The organism is Micromonospora humidisoli (genome assembly GCF_016900955.1).
Taxonomy (GTDB): Bacteria; Actinomycetota; Actinomycetes; order Mycobacteriales; family Micromonosporaceae; genus Micromonospora; species Micromonospora wenchangensis.
This window is the reverse complement of sequence record NZ_JAFEUO010000002.1, coordinates 413675-428329: the sequence shown is the minus strand read 5'-3', so window position 1 is coordinate 428329 and position 14655 is coordinate 413675. Positions and strand designations below refer to the sequence as shown.

General features: G+C 73.8%; 13 protein-coding genes. 5 read left to right on the top strand and 8 right to left on the bottom strand.

The genetic code is table 11. The features are described 5' to 3' along the window. The first annotated feature begins 103 nt into the window (after positions 1-103). On the top strand, positions 104-1282 hold the full coding sequence (locus JQN84_RS07340; RefSeq protein ID WP_204957647.1) for a class I SAM-dependent methyltransferase: 1179 nt from the start codon (positions 104-106) through the stop codon (positions 1280-1282). A 5-nt stretch (positions 1283-1287) separates the two neighbouring features. On the opposite strand, the gene JQN84_RS07335 is transcribed toward JQN84_RS07340, so the two are convergent. Next, a complete protein-coding gene (locus tag JQN84_RS07335; RefSeq protein WP_204957646.1) occupies positions 1288-1716 on the bottom strand; it encodes a hypothetical protein in 429 nt (142 codons plus the stop codon). A 217-nt stretch (positions 1717-1933) separates the two neighbouring features. Here JQN84_RS07335 and JQN84_RS07330 point away from each other — a divergent pair, with 217 nt between their 5' ends. After that, on the top strand, positions 1934-2350 hold the full coding sequence (locus JQN84_RS07330) for a helix-turn-helix domain-containing protein (protein WP_204957645.1): 417 nt from the start codon (positions 1934-1936) through the stop codon (positions 2348-2350). Between the two features lie 43 nt (positions 2351-2393). Here the strand turns inward: JQN84_RS07330 and JQN84_RS07325 are convergent, their stop codons facing one another. Both JQN84_RS07325 and JQN84_RS07320 read right to left on the bottom strand, forming a co-directional pair. Next, positions 2394-3566, bottom strand: coding sequence for a DUF8832 domain-containing protein (locus JQN84_RS07325; RefSeq protein ID WP_307821066.1), 1173 nt, complete (start codon positions 3564-3566; stop codon positions 2394-2396). Positions 3567-3682: 116 nt separating this feature from the next. Continuing rightward, positions 3683-5929 carry a RecQ family ATP-dependent DNA helicase gene (locus JQN84_RS07320; RefSeq protein WP_204957644.1) on the bottom strand — a complete coding sequence of 749 codons (2247 nt, stop codon included), beginning with the start codon at positions 5927-5929 and terminating at the stop codon, positions 3683-3685. Positions 5930-6159: 230 nt separating this feature from the next. Here JQN84_RS07320 and JQN84_RS07315 point away from each other — a divergent pair, with 230 nt between their 5' ends. Continuing rightward, positions 6160-6363, top strand: coding sequence for a hypothetical protein (locus tag JQN84_RS07315; protein ID WP_204957643.1), 204 nt, complete (start codon positions 6160-6162; stop codon positions 6361-6363). A 165-nt stretch (positions 6364-6528) separates the two neighbouring features. Here JQN84_RS07315 and JQN84_RS07310 read toward each other — a convergent pair whose 3' ends face one another. Both JQN84_RS07310 and JQN84_RS07305 read right to left on the bottom strand, forming a co-directional pair. After that, positions 6529-6708 carry a nucleotidyl transferase family protein gene (locus JQN84_RS07310; RefSeq protein ID WP_204957642.1) on the bottom strand — a complete coding sequence of 60 codons (180 nt, stop codon included), beginning with the start codon at positions 6706-6708 and terminating at the stop codon, positions 6529-6531. 194 nt (positions 6709-6902) lie between these two features. Further along, positions 6903-8036 (bottom strand): glycerophosphodiester phosphodiesterase, encoded by a 1134-nt coding sequence (locus JQN84_RS07305; RefSeq protein ID WP_204957641.1) that lies wholly within the window; start codon positions 8034-8036, stop codon positions 6903-6905. A 192-nt stretch (positions 8037-8228) separates the two neighbouring features. On the opposite strand from JQN84_RS07305, the gene JQN84_RS07300 reads away from it, so the two are divergent. Then, positions 8229-9563, top strand: a complete 1335-nt coding sequence (locus tag JQN84_RS07300) for a TrkH family potassium uptake protein (protein WP_204957640.1) — start codon at positions 8229-8231, stop codon at positions 9561-9563. Beyond that, the gene (locus tag JQN84_RS07295) at positions 9553-10221 is read left to right on the top strand and encodes a potassium channel family protein (protein WP_239484964.1); all 669 of its coding nucleotides are present in this window, start codon (positions 9553-9555) and stop codon (positions 10219-10221) included. The genes JQN84_RS07300 and JQN84_RS07295 overlap by 11 nt, the downstream gene beginning before the upstream one ends. A 90-nt stretch (positions 10222-10311) precedes the next feature. Here the strand turns inward: JQN84_RS07295 and JQN84_RS07290 are convergent, their stop codons facing one another. The 3 genes from JQN84_RS07290 to JQN84_RS07280 form a co-directional block, all read right to left on the bottom strand. Next, entirely contained in the window at positions 10312-11973 is a 1662-nt protein-coding gene (locus JQN84_RS07290; protein WP_204957639.1) for a serine/threonine-protein kinase, read from the bottom strand. Positions 11974-12044: 71 nt separating this feature from the next. Beyond that, positions 12045-13598, bottom strand: coding sequence for a fused MFS/spermidine synthase (locus JQN84_RS07285; RefSeq protein ID WP_204957638.1), 1554 nt, complete (start codon positions 13596-13598; stop codon positions 12045-12047). 36 nt (positions 13599-13634) lie between these two features. Beyond that, a complete protein-coding gene (locus JQN84_RS07280; RefSeq protein ID WP_281902631.1) occupies positions 13635-14633 on the bottom strand; it encodes a coiled-coil domain-containing protein in 999 nt (332 codons plus the stop codon). Positions 14634-14655: the final 22 nt, after the last annotated feature.

The following is a 14655-nucleotide window of genomic DNA, read 5'->3' as shown; positions in this document are numbered from 1 at the left end:
GACGGTCCGGGGGATGTCCCGTCTGCGCCGGTGGGCACATCGCCCTCCCTGCCCGGGGCGGGCCGGGAGCGGCGAGGGCCGGGTGGGAAAGGATGATGGGACCATGCCGGAACCGTTGGACGCCGCCCTGACCGAGGTCAGGGCGTTGCTGCTCGACCCCGCCCTGACCCGTGCCGTCGCCGCCGGCCGCCGTCGGGGCCAGCGCCCCTCGGTGGTACGCGCCGAACTCCGCCCGGTCGCCCTCAAGGCCGGCCCCCGGTTGCAGATCGCCACGTCCGACGGCGCACGGCCGTACACCCGGAACGTGTCGCCGGGCGCGGAGGCCGACGCGGCGGTCGACGCGCTGCTCGCCGAGCCCTTCGGCAACTGGCACGTGGAGACCGCCGGGGCGACCCTCCAGCTCCGGGTGACCAAGTCCGGCGAGGCGCAGGTGCACCGGGCGGCGGCCAGCCGGCCGGCCGCGCCCGCCGACGGCCACGACCGGGCCAAGGAGTACCTGCTCGACCCGGGCGACCCGATCTTCGCGGAGATCGGCGGCAACGCCGCGAAACGCCGGCAGGTGGACGCCTTCCTGCGGGCGCTGGCCGCCACCCTGCCCGACGACCTCACCGGGCGGCTGCGGGTGGTCGACCTGGGCTGCGGCAACGCCTACCTGACCTTCGCCGCCTACCGCTACCTGACCGCCCGCGGGCTCGACGTGGAACTGGTCGGGGTGGACGTGCGGGAGGACCAGCGGCAGCGCAACAGCGAGCTGGCGGAGCGCCTCGGCTGGGCCGACCGGGTCACCTTCGTGGCCGGCACGATCGCCGACGCGGTGGTGGAGCCCACCCCCGATCTGGTGCTCGCCCTGCACGCCTGCGACACCGCCACCGACGAGGCGCTGGCCCGCGCGGTGCGCTGGGACGCCAGGTGGGTGCTGGCCGCGCCGTGCTGCCACCACGACCTCGCGGCGCAGCTGCGCGCCCGGCCGGCCCCGGCACCGTACGAGTTGCTGACCCGGCAGGGCATCCTGCGGGAACGCTTCGCCGACGTGCTCACCGACGCGCTGCGGGCCGGGCTGCTGCGGTCGCACGGCTACCGGGCCGAGGTGGTCGAGTTCGTCGACTCCCGGCACACCCCCCGGAACCTGCTGATCCGGGCCCGCCGGACCGGCACCGGCGGCGGTGACCCGCAGGCGGCCGAGTACCGGCAGCTGGTCGACCAGTGGCAGGTGACCCCGCGCCTGGCCACGCTGCTGGCCGACCCGACCGGGGACGGCGTGGCGGACAGCGTGCGGGGCTGAGCGGTTCAGCGCCGCCGGTCGCCGCCGGGGCGCTCCCCCGGCCTGCGGTCGACGATCGAGGAGATCCGCTCCCGCGGCCTCCGCTCGTCGTCGCCGGGCGCGGCAGGGAACGGCACCACGGTGCCGGACAGTTCGGCGTTGCCGGCGGCGGCGAACGCGTTCCAGGAGATGTCGACCAGGAGCCGTTTGAGTTCGGCGTGCCTGACGGCGGCGCTGCGTTGCAGGGCCAGCCGGACGCCGAGCAGCACCCCCACCAGGGTGGTGGTGACCGCACCGGCGGCGGCCAGCACGTGCGCCCCGGTCGCCTCGTCACCGGTGAACACCAGCACCAGCAGCCAGCCCCAGAAACCCAGGGCGAACACGGCCGCCTTGACGACGAAGAAGAGGCTGACCGCACCGGGACGGTGCGACGCCGGACGGTCGGACTCGGCCATGCTGCTCCTCACCGGATGCGACAGGTGACGAACCCGTCGGGTTCGATTGACCTACGACAACTGACGCTGTGTCACGAACTGTGCCGCCGCCCCGCGTGGAGGCCGGACGGGGACTCAGCCGGCCGGTACGGGGAATTGCACCGGACCGCCGTCGTACTACCCTCGGGGGGCGTACCGGACACCCCGGCTCCCACCCGAAGAGGACGATCTCACAGGCATGGGTTCGACAGAGGTTTCACCCCAGATGGCGTTCGCCCGCTTCGTGCGACGGGCCATCGACGACGCCCGTGACGAGCGGGGTTGGACGGTGAGCGATCTCGCTGCCCACACCGGTGTGGGTCGGTCCACCGTCTTCCGCTGGCTCGCCGGCGACTGGCAGGACTACCCCGAACTGGCCAAGGTACGCGGCTTCTGCGCCGCCCTCGACCTGCCGGTCGCGGCGGCCTTCCGGGCGCTCGGCCTGCCCGACGCGGGGCCCGCCCCCCGCCGCCGCGCCGACGACGGCCCGGTGGAGGCCGACGTCCGGGTGATCCTCGACCGGCTGGCCGATCCGACGGTACCCGCCGAGGAGAAGCACCACATCCGTGACCTGCTGCGCTATCTGGCCCGCCGTCCGGTCCGCCGCGCCGGCTGACCGCCGCGCCGGTCGATCCGGCCGGCTCCCCGGGCCGCTGCTCTCAGCGGACGGTCAGGGTGAACTCCGCGGTCCGCACCACGCCCGCCACCTGGAAGTCCAGGTACATCCGGTAGTTGCCGGGGCCGGGTGCGGTCAGCCAGAACGTCACCGTGTCGGCGGCCGGCCCCGGGCCCGGGTGCACGTGCAGGTAGCCCAGGTCCCCCTCGCGCAGGGCGACCAGGTGCCCGTACGCGTCGAGGTAGCGCTCCAGGGCGACGGGTCGTCCCGCCGGGTCCCGGACCGTGAACCGCAGCGGTACGGCGGCGTCCACCTGCGGGGTGCCCTCGTAGTCGACGGTGAACCCGTCGACGGCCGCCCGGCTGGCCGGGGCGGGCAGCGGACGGGGCGCGTACTCCCCCGGGGCGACCAGGTCCACGCCCAGCGTCGCCGGGGTCTGCCGGCCGTCGTCGGCGACCGCCGTGAAATCCGTGTACGCCCGCCAGACGCCCGGCTGCGGCAGGGTCAGCGGGATCGACCAGGTGCCGTCGGCGGCCATCGTCGGGTGCAGGTGCTGGAATCCGGTGAGGTCGCGGCGTACCACCACCAGGTGCATCGGCTTGTCGTGCACGACCGCGAACCGGGTGACCGGGCGGCGCTGCGCGTCACGGATCTGGAACCGCAGTTCACCGGCCCGCCCGGCGACGAACTCCCCGCCCGACCGGACGAGTGTGTAACCGCCGGAGCTGACGGACAGACCGGTGGCCGCGTCGCCTGAGGAGTCCCCGCCGGTGCCGTCGTGCTGGTGTGCGCCGGTGCCCGGAGCGTGGGTGTGGTCACCGGCGGCCGTCGCGGCGGTCGCCGTCGTACGCCCGGTCGGCCGCCCGTTGGCCCGGCCGAGCCCGAAACCGAGCAGGACGGCCAGCACCAGACCGCCCACCACCAGCGCCAGCCGCAGCGTGGCCCGGTCCGGCCCCACCGTCGACGCCCCGTCCCCGGTCGTAGTCCCGCCTGACAGGGTCCATCCGCCGGGTTCCGCGCCGCCCGGTTCCTGCCGGTCCACCGGGTGTGCGCTGCCCGCGTCACTGCCGCGCCCCTGCTGGCCCGTCGGTCGGCCGATGCCTGCGTCGGCCCCCCGGGCCGGCTGGTCCACCGGCTCCGGGGTGCCCTGGTCGGGGGCCGGTCCGCCGCCGGCTGCCGGGCCGGCGGGCCGGGTGACGGATCGCTGGTCGGCCATCCGCTCACCGTACCGCCGACCCCGACGGCACCGGGACGACGGCCGGACACCGTGGCGGCGGTCGCACCAGGGCCGGCCGGGGAACTTATCCGCCCGGTCCGCCGACCCGGTCCGGGTCAGCCGGCGACGGCGAGGGCGAGCGGGAGGACGTCGGGGGCACCGGAGCGGCGCAGCAGGCGGGCCGCCATCGTCATCGTCCACCCGGAGTCGACCAGGTCGTCGACGAGCAGCACCGGGCCGTCCAGGACGGTCAGCGCCCCGGCCACCTCGTCGGGGAGGCTGAAGGCGTCGTGCAGGGCGCGTACCCGCTGGGCGCTGTTGCCGCGCGGCCCGCCGCCCCCGGCAGGGCCGACCGGGGTGACCGCGCCGAGCAGCGGTAGCCGGCCGACCGTGGCGATCCGCTCGGCGAGCGAGGCGACCAGGGTCGGGTGGCTGCGGGAGCCGACCGTGACCACGCCGGCCGGGCGACGCGGCCACGGGTCGTCGCCGTGCGCCCAGGCTTTCAGCACCTCCACCACGGCCGTCACGACGTCGTCGGGCACCGGGCCGTCGGCCGTGCCAGGGCCGACCAGGGCGCGGAGCCGGCCACCCCAGCCCAGGTCGGACAGCCGCCCCACGGCCCGACCGGGCAGCGCCTGCTCCGTCGGCGGAATCCGCCCCTTCAGCGGTACGCCGACCGCGTCGAGGCCGGTCGGCCAGAGCTTCTTGGGAGCGATCTGCACCCCGGGGCGGCCGAGGAAGGTCTGTGCGGCGGTCAGCGCGGGGCCGGACACGTCGGCGGTGAACAGGGGCGCGGCGCAACGGTCGCACCGGCCGCAGTCGTCCGCCCCGCTGTCGTCGAGGCAGTCCCGCAGGTACCGCATCCGGCAGCCGGGCGTCGCGGCGTACTCGCGCATGGCCTGCTGCTCGGCGGTGCGGGCCTCGGCGACGCGGCGCAACCGGGCCTCGTCGTAGGTCCAGGGTTCGCCGGTGGCGAGCCACCCCCCGCGCACCCGGCGGACCGCGCCGTCGACGTCGAGCACCTTGAGCATCAACTCCAGGCGGGTCCGGCGCAGGTCGACGAGAGGTTCGAGGGCCTGGGTGGAGAGCGGCCGGTCGGTGTGCAGGGCGGCCAGCACGGCACGCACCTGCTCCTCGGGCGGGAAGGCGAGTGAGGCGAAGTAGCGCCAGATCGCGGCGTCCTCGACACCGGGCAGCAGCAGCACCTCGGCATGTTCGACGGCCCGACCGGCGCGGCCGACCTGCTGGTAGTAGGCGATCGGCGAGGGCGGCGCACCCAGATGCACCACGAAACCGAGGTCGGGCTTGTCGAACCCCATCCCGAGCGCGCTGGTCGCCACCAGCGCCTTGATCTTGTTATCGAGGAGGTCCTGTTCGGCGGCGCGGCGGTCGGCGTCCTCGGCCTGGCCGGTGTAGGAGGCCACCGACCAGCCGCGCGCACGGAGGAACTCAGCGGTCTCGGTGGCCGCCGCGACGGTGAGCGTGTAGATGATCCCCGAGCCGGGCAGCGCGTCCAGGTGGTCGGCGAGCCAGGCCAGCCGGTGCGCCGGGCTGGGCAGGTCGAGCACGCCGAGCCGCAACGACTCCCGGTCCAGGGTGCCCCGCAGCACCAGCACGTCGGCCCGGCGCGCGGCCCGCCCGACGGGGTCGGCGCTCGGCGCTGCGGGGCCGGTGGGCGGCGTGGTGGGTCCGGCGGGGCCGGTGGTCGACGTGGCCAGGTCGGCCGGGGGCGGGGTGGTTTCGGTGCCGAGCTGCTCGGCGACGTCCCGGGTCACCCGCTCGTTGGCGGTGGCGGTGGTGGCGAGCACCGGGGTCCGCTCCGGCAGGTTGCCCAGGAAGGTACGCAGCCGGCGGTAGTCGGGCCGGAAGTCGTGCCCCCAGTCGGACACGCAGTGCGCCTCGTCGACCACCAGCAGCCCGGTGGTGGCGGCCAGCCTCGGCAGGACGGCGTCCCGGAAGTCGGGGTTGTTGAGCCGCTCGGGGCTGATCAGCAGCACGTCCACCGTGCCGGCGTGGATCTCGGCGGTGATCTCGTCCCACTCGTCGAGGTTGGCTGAGTTGATGGTGCGGGCCCGGATGCCGGCGCGGGCCGCCGCCTCCACCTGGTTGCGCATCAACGCCAGCAGCGGCGACACGATGACCGTCGGCCCGTGCTCACCGCGTTCGCGCAGCAGGGCGGTGGCCACGAAGTAGACCGCCGACTTGCCCCACCCGGTGCGCTGCACGCAGAGCACCCGCCGCCGGTCCACCACCAGCGCCTCGATGGCCCGCCACTGGTCCTCCCGCAGCCGGGCGTGCGCGCCGGCCAGCCGCCGCAGCACCCCCTCGGCCCGCTCCCGCACCGCCGCCCGATCCCCACTCATCCGGCATTCCTACCACCCCGGCCGGACACCCCGACCTCCCACGCGGTTGATCAAGAGGTTTACGTCATGAACCGCTTTTCGGGTGACGCGAACCTCTTGATCACCGGGGCGACCGGGTGGGAGGTGGGCGTGGGTAACCCGCCCACGGCGACTCCGTCCCATGGCAACTCCGGGCGCTTGACCCGAGGGTCCACTCTGAGTGGCAGATCCCTCACCCGCTGGAGGCAGACATGCGCTGGCTCATCATCCTCGTCGTCGTACTCGTGGCTCTCGCAGCCGTGGCATGGTGGCGTCGTGGCCGCCGGGCGGTGACCGACGGCGACCGGCAGGTACGTGACCTGACGGCATCGGAGCAGGCCCGCCGCCGCCTGGACGACCACCGGAACCCGACGGACGGCAGCAACCTCCGCAGCACCGGGGGCGGAAGTCTCTGATCGGAACTCCCGAGCCCGAGATCCTGGGGCACGCCACTCCCCTGAACCGATGGAGCGGTATCCGGCCGGCCTGCCCACCCGTGCCGTTGGATTGTGGAGAGTTGTTGCGGCCCAGGCGACAACAACTCTCCACAGTCGGAGCGCCCCGGCCGTCCGGTGTTCGCGCTACCCCGGTCGCGGCAGCGACTTACCGAGCGTGCGTACGGCGGTCGACGACATCGCCGCCAGTTCGGGCTGGGCGGGCAGGAAGACCGTGGGGACAACCAACGACTGGTTCATCGCGGCGAGCCGGCATTCGGTCTGGAGGTCGGTGGTGTTCCGTACGCCCCGGACGATCGAGACCATGTGTACGCGGCCAAAGCGACTCCTGGCCGGTCCGGGATCGCGCCTGGGCGATTGATCCACTCCCGTGGGCCGAGGTAGCGGTGTCCCGGGCGACGGGACACCGCTACCTCGGCGACACTGAGTTGATCAAGCGCCCGACCGGACCCGACCGGAACCGACCGGACCCGACCGGGTGCGGGCAGGTCAGCGGGCGGTCAGCGGGTGGGGAGGCCGGCGCGGGCGGCGACGGCGGTGTCCGGCTGGTCGGCGAAGACCCCGTCCAGGCCGAGGCCGAGGAAGAGCTCGTACTCGGCGGTGATGTCGCCCCGGGCGTTCGGGTCGGCGCCGATCCGGAAGTCGACCGGGAGGAACTGGTTCTCGGCCCGGAACGTCCAGGCGTGCACCAGCAGCTGGTGCCGGTGCGCGTCGCGGATCACCGTGGTCGGGGCGAGCAGCTTGCCGGTGGCGTCCCGGGGGATGATCAGGTTTTTGTTCAGCCCGACCCCGTCGGCGTACCTGGCGATCCCGCGCAGGCCGGCGGCGGTCGCCAGGTCCTGGTAGGTGCGGGGGTCACCGGCGGCGGTGAAGTCGTACGGCCGGCCGGTGGCGTCGAGGAGCTGGACCAGCGGCACGTCGATCATCCGGTCGAGCGTGCGCAGGTTGGCGGTCTCGAAGGACTGGATGAAGACCGGGTCGTCGCGGTGGGTCAGCTTGTTCCGGCGCAGCACCGTGACCAGCGGCTCCTCCAGCGGCAGCCCGATCGAGGCGAAGTAGGTGGGGTGCTTGGTCTCCGGGTAGACGCCGATGGTGCGGCCCCGCGCCTTCGACTCGGCGCGGGCCAGGTCCAGCACCTCCTGGAAGGTGGGCACCGCGAACCGGCCGTCGAACGCGGTGTTCGCCACCCGCACCTGGGGCAGCCGCTCCTTGGCCCGCAGCGTCTTCAGCTCGGCCAGGGTGAAGTCCTCGGTGAACCAGCCGGTGACCGGCACCCCGTCGATGGTCTTGGTGGCCTTGCGGCCGGCGAACTCCGGGCGGGCCGCCACGTCGGTCGTACCGGAGATCTCGTTCTCGTGCCGGGCGACCAGCACCCGGTCCCGGGTCGAGACCAGGTCGGGCTCGATGTAGTCGGCGCCCATCCGGATCGCCAACCGGTACGCCTCCAGGGTGTGCTCCGGCCGGTAGCCGCTGGCCCCCCGGTGGGCGATCACCAGGGGCCGGTGGGTGGCCCGGTCGGCGCGGTCCGCGTCGTCCTCGCGGGCCGAGGCTGCGCCGGCGGCGGCCACCGGGACGGCGACGGCCACGGCGAGCAGCGCGCCGGCCACACCGAGAGCGGAAAGGGTACGTCGCAACGCGATCTCCTTGGTCGAGGGGCCTCCGGCCGGACGCCGGTACGCCCCGACGGGCGCTCACAGCAGACCGGGCGCGGCTGACGGCCAGTTGGTCGCCGACTGGCCGTCAGGTGAACCCTGCGGGGAGACCGGGACCGGCCCGGGATACGCGATTCACCGACCCGGTCCCGCCGGAATCGACAGGATTGTCTGGTGCGCCGGTTCCTTCGTCACCCCGTCCGGCTGGTGCCGTTCGGTTTCCTGGTGACGATCGCGATCGGCACCGGCCTGCTGATGCTGCCCTGGGCCACCAGCGCGCACCGGTTCACCCCGCTGGTCACCGCGCTGTTCACCGCCACCTCGGCGGTGTCGGTCACCGGGATGGCGGTCACCGACACCCCGAACTACTGGAACGGCTTCGGGCTGGTGATGATCACCGTGCTCACCCAGGTCGGCGGGCTGGGCATCCTCACCGGCGCGGCCCTGGTCAGCCTGGCGGTCACCCGGCAGCTCGGGCTGCGCAACCGGCTGCTGGTACAGGCCGAGACCGCCGAGTACGGCCCGGCCGACCTGCGCCGGCTGCTGCTGCGTATCGCCGGCACGGTGTTCGGCTGCGAGCTGGTGATGACCGCGGTGATCACCGCCCGGCTCCGGCTCGCCTACGACTACTCCCCCGGCCGGGCGCTGTGGTCGGCGGCGTTCCACTCGATCCAGGCGTTCAACAACGGCGGTTTCACCCTGTACACCGACGGGCTGGTCGGGTTCGCCCGGGACCCGTGGGTGGCGCTGCCGCTGGCGTTCGGCGCGATCGTCGGCGGGCTGGGCTTCCCCGCACTGTTCGAGGCGTTCCGCCGGCGTCGCCGGCCGGGCCGCTGGGCGGTGTCCACCAAGCTGACCGTCTGGGGCAGCGTGGTGCTGGTGGCGGTGGGTTTCGTCGGGCTGCTCGTCACCGAGTGGGACAACCCGTTCACCATCGGCACCTACGACACCCCGGGCAAGCTGCTCGCCACGTTCACCCAGATCGCGCTCAGCCGTACCGGTGGCTTCGACGTGATCGGCGTGGCCGCCCTCCGCGAGGAAAGTTACCCCCTGCTCATCGCCCTGATGTTCATCGGCGGCGGCAGCGCCAGCACCGCCGGTGGGATCAAGGTCTCCACGTTCTTCCTGCTCGGCTTCGTCATCTGGGCGGAGCTGCGCGGGGAACCGGACGTCACCGTGGGCCGCCGCCGGATCGCGGTGGCCAGCCAACGCCAGGCGTTGACGGTGGCGCTGCTCAGCGTCGCCCTGGTGACCGTCGGCACGCTCGGCCTGACCGTGCTCACCACCGACGTCCGGTCCAACGCGACGCTGTTCGAGGTGACCTCGGCGTTCAGCACCGCCGGCCTCACCGTCGGGCTCACCCCGCACCTGCCCGCGTCGGGGCAACTGGTACTGACCGTGCTGATGTACGTCGGGCGGATCGGCCCGCTCACCCTCGGTTCGGCGATCGCGTTGAACACCCGACGCCGGCTGTACCGCTACCCGAAGGAGCAACCCGTTGTCGGCTAGGGACGAAGGCGACGGCGACATCGCCGTGATCGGGCTGGGCCGGTTCGGCTGCCACCTGGCCGGGTCGTTGACCCGGCTCGGCCACCGGGTGCTCGCCGTGGACCGCGACCCCGACCGGGTGCAGCGCTGGTCGGCGGTGCTGGACCGGGTGGTGCAGGCCGACGCGACCGAGGAACAGGCGCTGCGGCAGCTCGGCATCGACGACTTCACCCGGGTGGTGGTCGCCATCGGCGCCTCGGTGGAGGCCAGCGTGCTCACCGTGCTGGCGCTGACCGAGGTGGGCGTACCGCAGGTGTGGGCGCGGGCGACGTCCCGCAAGCACGCCAAGATCCTGGCCTCGGTCGGCGCCCACCACGTGGTCTTCCCGGAGGCGGAGACCGGGGAACGGGTGGCCCACCTGATCGTCAGCCGGATGCTCGACTTCATGGAGTTCGGCGACGACTTCGCCATCGCCAAGGTGCCGGTGCCTCCGCCGCTGGTCGGTCACCGGCTGCGGGACCTGGCGGTGCAGGAGCGCTACGGGGTGATGGTGGTCGGTGCGAAACCGGCCGGGGAACGCTTCCGGTACGCCGACCCGGACACGGTGCTCGGGCCGGGCAGCGTCCTGATCGTGGAGGGCGGGATCGCCCGGGTGCAGCAGTTCGCCGCCCTACGCTGACCGCGCCGTCCGCCCGCCGCGACCGGGCCCGGCCTCAGCCCCGGGGCCCCTTGCCGGGACCGCCACCTGCGCCTCTGCCTCCCTTCCCGGTCACTTTCCCGCTTTTCCCGGTGCCCCACCCGGCCCCTTGCCCGCCGCCGGACCGGGCCCCTTGGCGGGCTTCTCGGCCTTCGGCTTCGGCTTCGCCGGCCCGGCCGCGCCGGAACCGCCCTTGCCGGACGTCTTCGCCGGTTTCTTCGCCGCCGGCTGCTTGGCCGCCGGTTTCTTCGCCGCCGGGGGCTTCACCACGGGCGCGCTGCCGGCCACCCCGGAGACCCGTACCCCGCAGCTCGAATCGCCGACGGTGAACTCCAGCGGCAGCGGGTTGCCCCCGGTGTAGCGGCCGGTCAGCGCGACTTTCTCCGACGCGCCGGGGGCCAGCGCGGCCCGCCCGGCCGCCGGGGTGACCCGCACCAGGCGGCCCTCCTGGCGTACCTCGGGGGTGGTCGTGGTGACGGTCTGCTGGCCGGGGAAGGCGAAACTCATCGTCCAGTCCCGCAGTTCCCGGGGACCGGTGTTGGTCAGCGTCAGCTGGGCGGCGAAGTCCCTGCCGGAGTCGCTGCGCAGCGCGTACTCGACCTCGCACGGGATGGTCTCGGGCAACCCCATCCGGGCCTCGGTGGGCCGGTCGACGCCGCCGCTGGCCGGGCTGCGCGAGGTCACCCCCCAGACGGCCGCGGTGACGGCCACCAGGCTCACGGCGGCCACCCCGGCCTCGATCCGGCGGCGGCGGGCAGCGGCCCGGCGGGTGCGGGTACGCCCCGAGAACGGCAACGCGTCGGTGTCGGCCGACCAGGGCAGGATCGTGGTGCCGGCGTTGGCGAGCAGGGCCGGGTCCATTCGCCCGGGTGCCGGCGAGACGGGCACCGCCGCGACCATCCCGGCCGCCGCGGCGAGGGTACGCGCCACCTCGGCCGTCGCCGGCCGGTCCTCGGGGCGCTTGGCCAGGCAGCGGCCGACCAGCTCGACCACCTCGTCGGGGAGCCCGCGGACCGGGGGCATCGGCTCCGGATCGTGGTACATGTGCGCCCGCAGCATCTGCGTCGTGGTGCTGGCCTGCCAGGGCAACCGCCCGGTGAGCATCCGGTAGAGCAGCAGCCCGACGGCGTACACGTCGGTGGCCGGGGAGACCTGGCCGTTGTCGAGGCGCTCCGGGGCGAGGTAGGCGGGGGTGCCGAGCAGCGCGCCGTCCGGCCCCTTCTCACTCTCCCCGACCAGCGCCGAGATGCCGAAGTCGACGACCTTCACCCCGGTCGCGGTCAGCATGACGTTGCCCGGGGTCACGTCCCGGTGCACCACCCCCCGGGCGTGCGCGGTGGCCAGTGCCGAGGTCACCTCGGCGCCGATGGTCACCGCCTCCCGCCAGGGCAGCTGCCCGTCGCGGCCGAGCCGCGCGGTGAGCGGACCGCCGTCCACCAGCTCCATCACCACGTACGGCACGGTCAGGCCGACCTGCTCCGACTCGCCGTAGTCGTACACGTTGGTGATGTTGGGGTGGCAGAGCCGCGCGGCGGCCTGCGCCTCGATCCTGATCCGGTGCCGGAAGGCCCGGTCGCTGGCCAGCCGCGAGGCGAGCACCTTCACCGCGACCTGACGGCCGAGCACCTGGTCGTAGCCGCGCCACACCACGGACATGCCGCCCGCGCCGAGCTGCTCGATCAGCCGGTACCGCTCACCGAGGAGCTGGGCGGCGTTCCGGACTCCTGCACCCATGGTCGACCGAGTTGCCCGGGACGGCCCGGCCTACACCTCGATGGTCGTAATCGGTCAGGAAAGTCACCCGATCAGGCGGTCGCGAGCAGTTGGTCCACCGGGGCGTAGTCGTCGGTCAACACCAGCGCGCCGTCGACGAACCGGGTCACCTCGCTGCCGGCGAGCAGGTCCGGGATCTTCGTCACGGTGCCCAACCGGGCCCGCAGCGCCTCCAGCGGCAGCGGGGCGTCCGAGGCGACGATGAGGAAGTTGCTGCCCTGCTGCCCGGCGATCGCCTCCGGTGGCGCGACCAGCGCCATGTGCTCGAACTCGGCGGCCACCGTGGCCAGCTCCGACCTGATGAACCGGCCCGGCGGGTAGTCGATGACGTTCTGCACGTAGATGCCGCCGGGACGCAGCACCCGGTCGACCTCCGCCGCCATCTCCCGGGTGGCCAGGTGCCACGGCACCACCAGGTGCCCGAAGGCGTCGCCGACGACGAAATCCCGGCTGTCCGCCGGCTCGCCGCCGACCAGCATCCGGGCGTCGCCCACCGCCGCCCGCAGCCCCGGCCCGGTCCGGACGCCCAACTCCCGCCGGTCCAGGTCGACCAGCTCACCGTCGATCTCGAAGACCACGTTGTCGGTGCCCGGCCGGGTGGCGCCCAGGTAGCGGGGCATGGTGAACCCGCCCCCGCCCAGGTGCAGCGCGTCCAGCCGCTGCCCCTTCGGGGCGGACACGTCGGCGACCGCGCCGATCCACTGGGTGTACTCGTACTCCAGGTGCGTCGGGTCGTCCAGGTCGACGTACGAGTGCTGGGCCGAGTTGAGGTAGAGGGTGCGCCCGCCGGCCCGGTCCGGATCACGTTCCACCCGGGCGCAGTGGTAGGCGGTCTCCACGTCACACGGGTTCGGCGCGACCGCGCTCAGCCCCGCCGCGACCAGCCCGAGCACCGCCAGGGCGGCCTTCGCCCGGGTCGGGCCGGGCAGCCCGGCGGCCTCCTGCCGGCGCAGGTAGACCCCGAGCGCCAGCCCGACCACGCCGAGCGCCGCCGCCAGCCCGATCAGGATGACCGTGCTGGGCAGCGCCGCCACCAGCACGAACCCGGTGACCAGGGTGGCGGTGATGCCGCCGAGGGTGCCGATCCCGGAGAGCCGGCCCACCACCTGCCCGGTACGCCGCAGGTCGGACAGTTGCAGCTTCACCACCAGCGGGGTGACCGCCGACAGCAGCGCCGCCGGCACGAACACGGCCAACGCGGTGAGCAGCAGGATGCCGCTGACCGCACCGCCACGCAGCAGCTCACCGGCGTACCGGACCACCGGCAGGGTGACCGCGGCGGCGATGCCGGCCAGGATCAGCGCCGGGGCGAGCAGCCCGCGCGGGTCCCGACGGTCGGCCAGCCAGCCGCCCGTCCACGCCCCGTAGGCGATGGCGGCCAGCGCGATGCCGATCACCGAGCTGGTCACCTGGAGGGTCACCCCGACGTAGGGACCGACCAGGCGCAACGAGACCGTCTCCAGCACCAGCACCGCGCCGCTGGCGAAGAAGACCAGGAACGCGGCGAGCCCGTTGGGCAGGGCCCGGGAGGAGGTCGGCGCGGAGGGCGTCGGAACGGTCACGACGTCGGACGATGAGCTGCTCACCGTCGCGATGCTACGTCCCGTTCCTGGGGCGAACGGTCAGTACATCGAAAGATGAACATGGTTTGTGTGGTCGGCGGCCGGGCTGCCCGACCCGCTGTAGGCCCGCCAGCCGGTGTTCGGCATCCAGATCTGCCGGTACCAGATCACGTAGAGCACACCGAGCCGGTTGGCGTTGTTCTTGAAGTAGTTGGCCAGGCTGTCACCGTAGGCCTTGTCCCCGCCGGTGGCCGTCTCGTCCTTGAAGCCGCTGGTGGCGGCCGAGAAGTCGCAGGCCCGACCCTTGGGGTGCTCGCCGCCCCCGCCGCTGCGGTAGCAGGACACGTAGCGCTTGTAGCCGGCCGCCTTGGCCTGCTGCATGGCGTGCAGGGTGCGCGGGGTGATGCAGCCGGAGGTGGTCGGATCGTTCACCGAACACGACTCGCCAGGCCACGACCCGTCGGAGTTGCGCGGGGCCGGCTTCGCCGAACTCGACCCGCCGCTGAAACCGGCGCTGCTCCCCGAGCTGACCGTGGCCAGGGCGCGCTCGGCGTCCCGCTTCTTCTTGGCCAGCGTGTTGAGCTGCTTCTGCTGCTCGCGGACCTCGGCGTCGATCGCGATGGTGGCCTCGGCGGCGGTCTGCCGGGCCTCGGCCAGGGCACGCAGCTGCTTGCCGTCCCGCTGCGCCATCATGTCCAGGTCGGCGGCCCGCTTGAGGAACGCCTCCGGGCTGGCCGTGTTGAGCAGCATCGACGTGGGGGTCAACCGGCCCACCCGGTACGACTGCGCGGCCACCTCGCCCACCTGGGCGGTCAACGCGCCCAGCCGCCCCTCGACCTCCTTGAGCTGGGCGGCCAGCGCGGCCTGCCGCCGCTTGGAGGTGTCCAGCTTGGCCTTGGCCTCGATGTGCCCCTTGGCCGCCGCCGTCAACGCGTCCTTGAGCTGCTTGGTGCCACCTTCGCCGGGCTCCGCCGAGGCGGGCACCGCTCCGACGCCGAGCAGCAGCGCCACCGCGGCGAGCAGCACGGTCAACGGCCGGGTCAGGTTGGTCCTGGGCACGGAGGTGTCCTTCCCTCTGCCG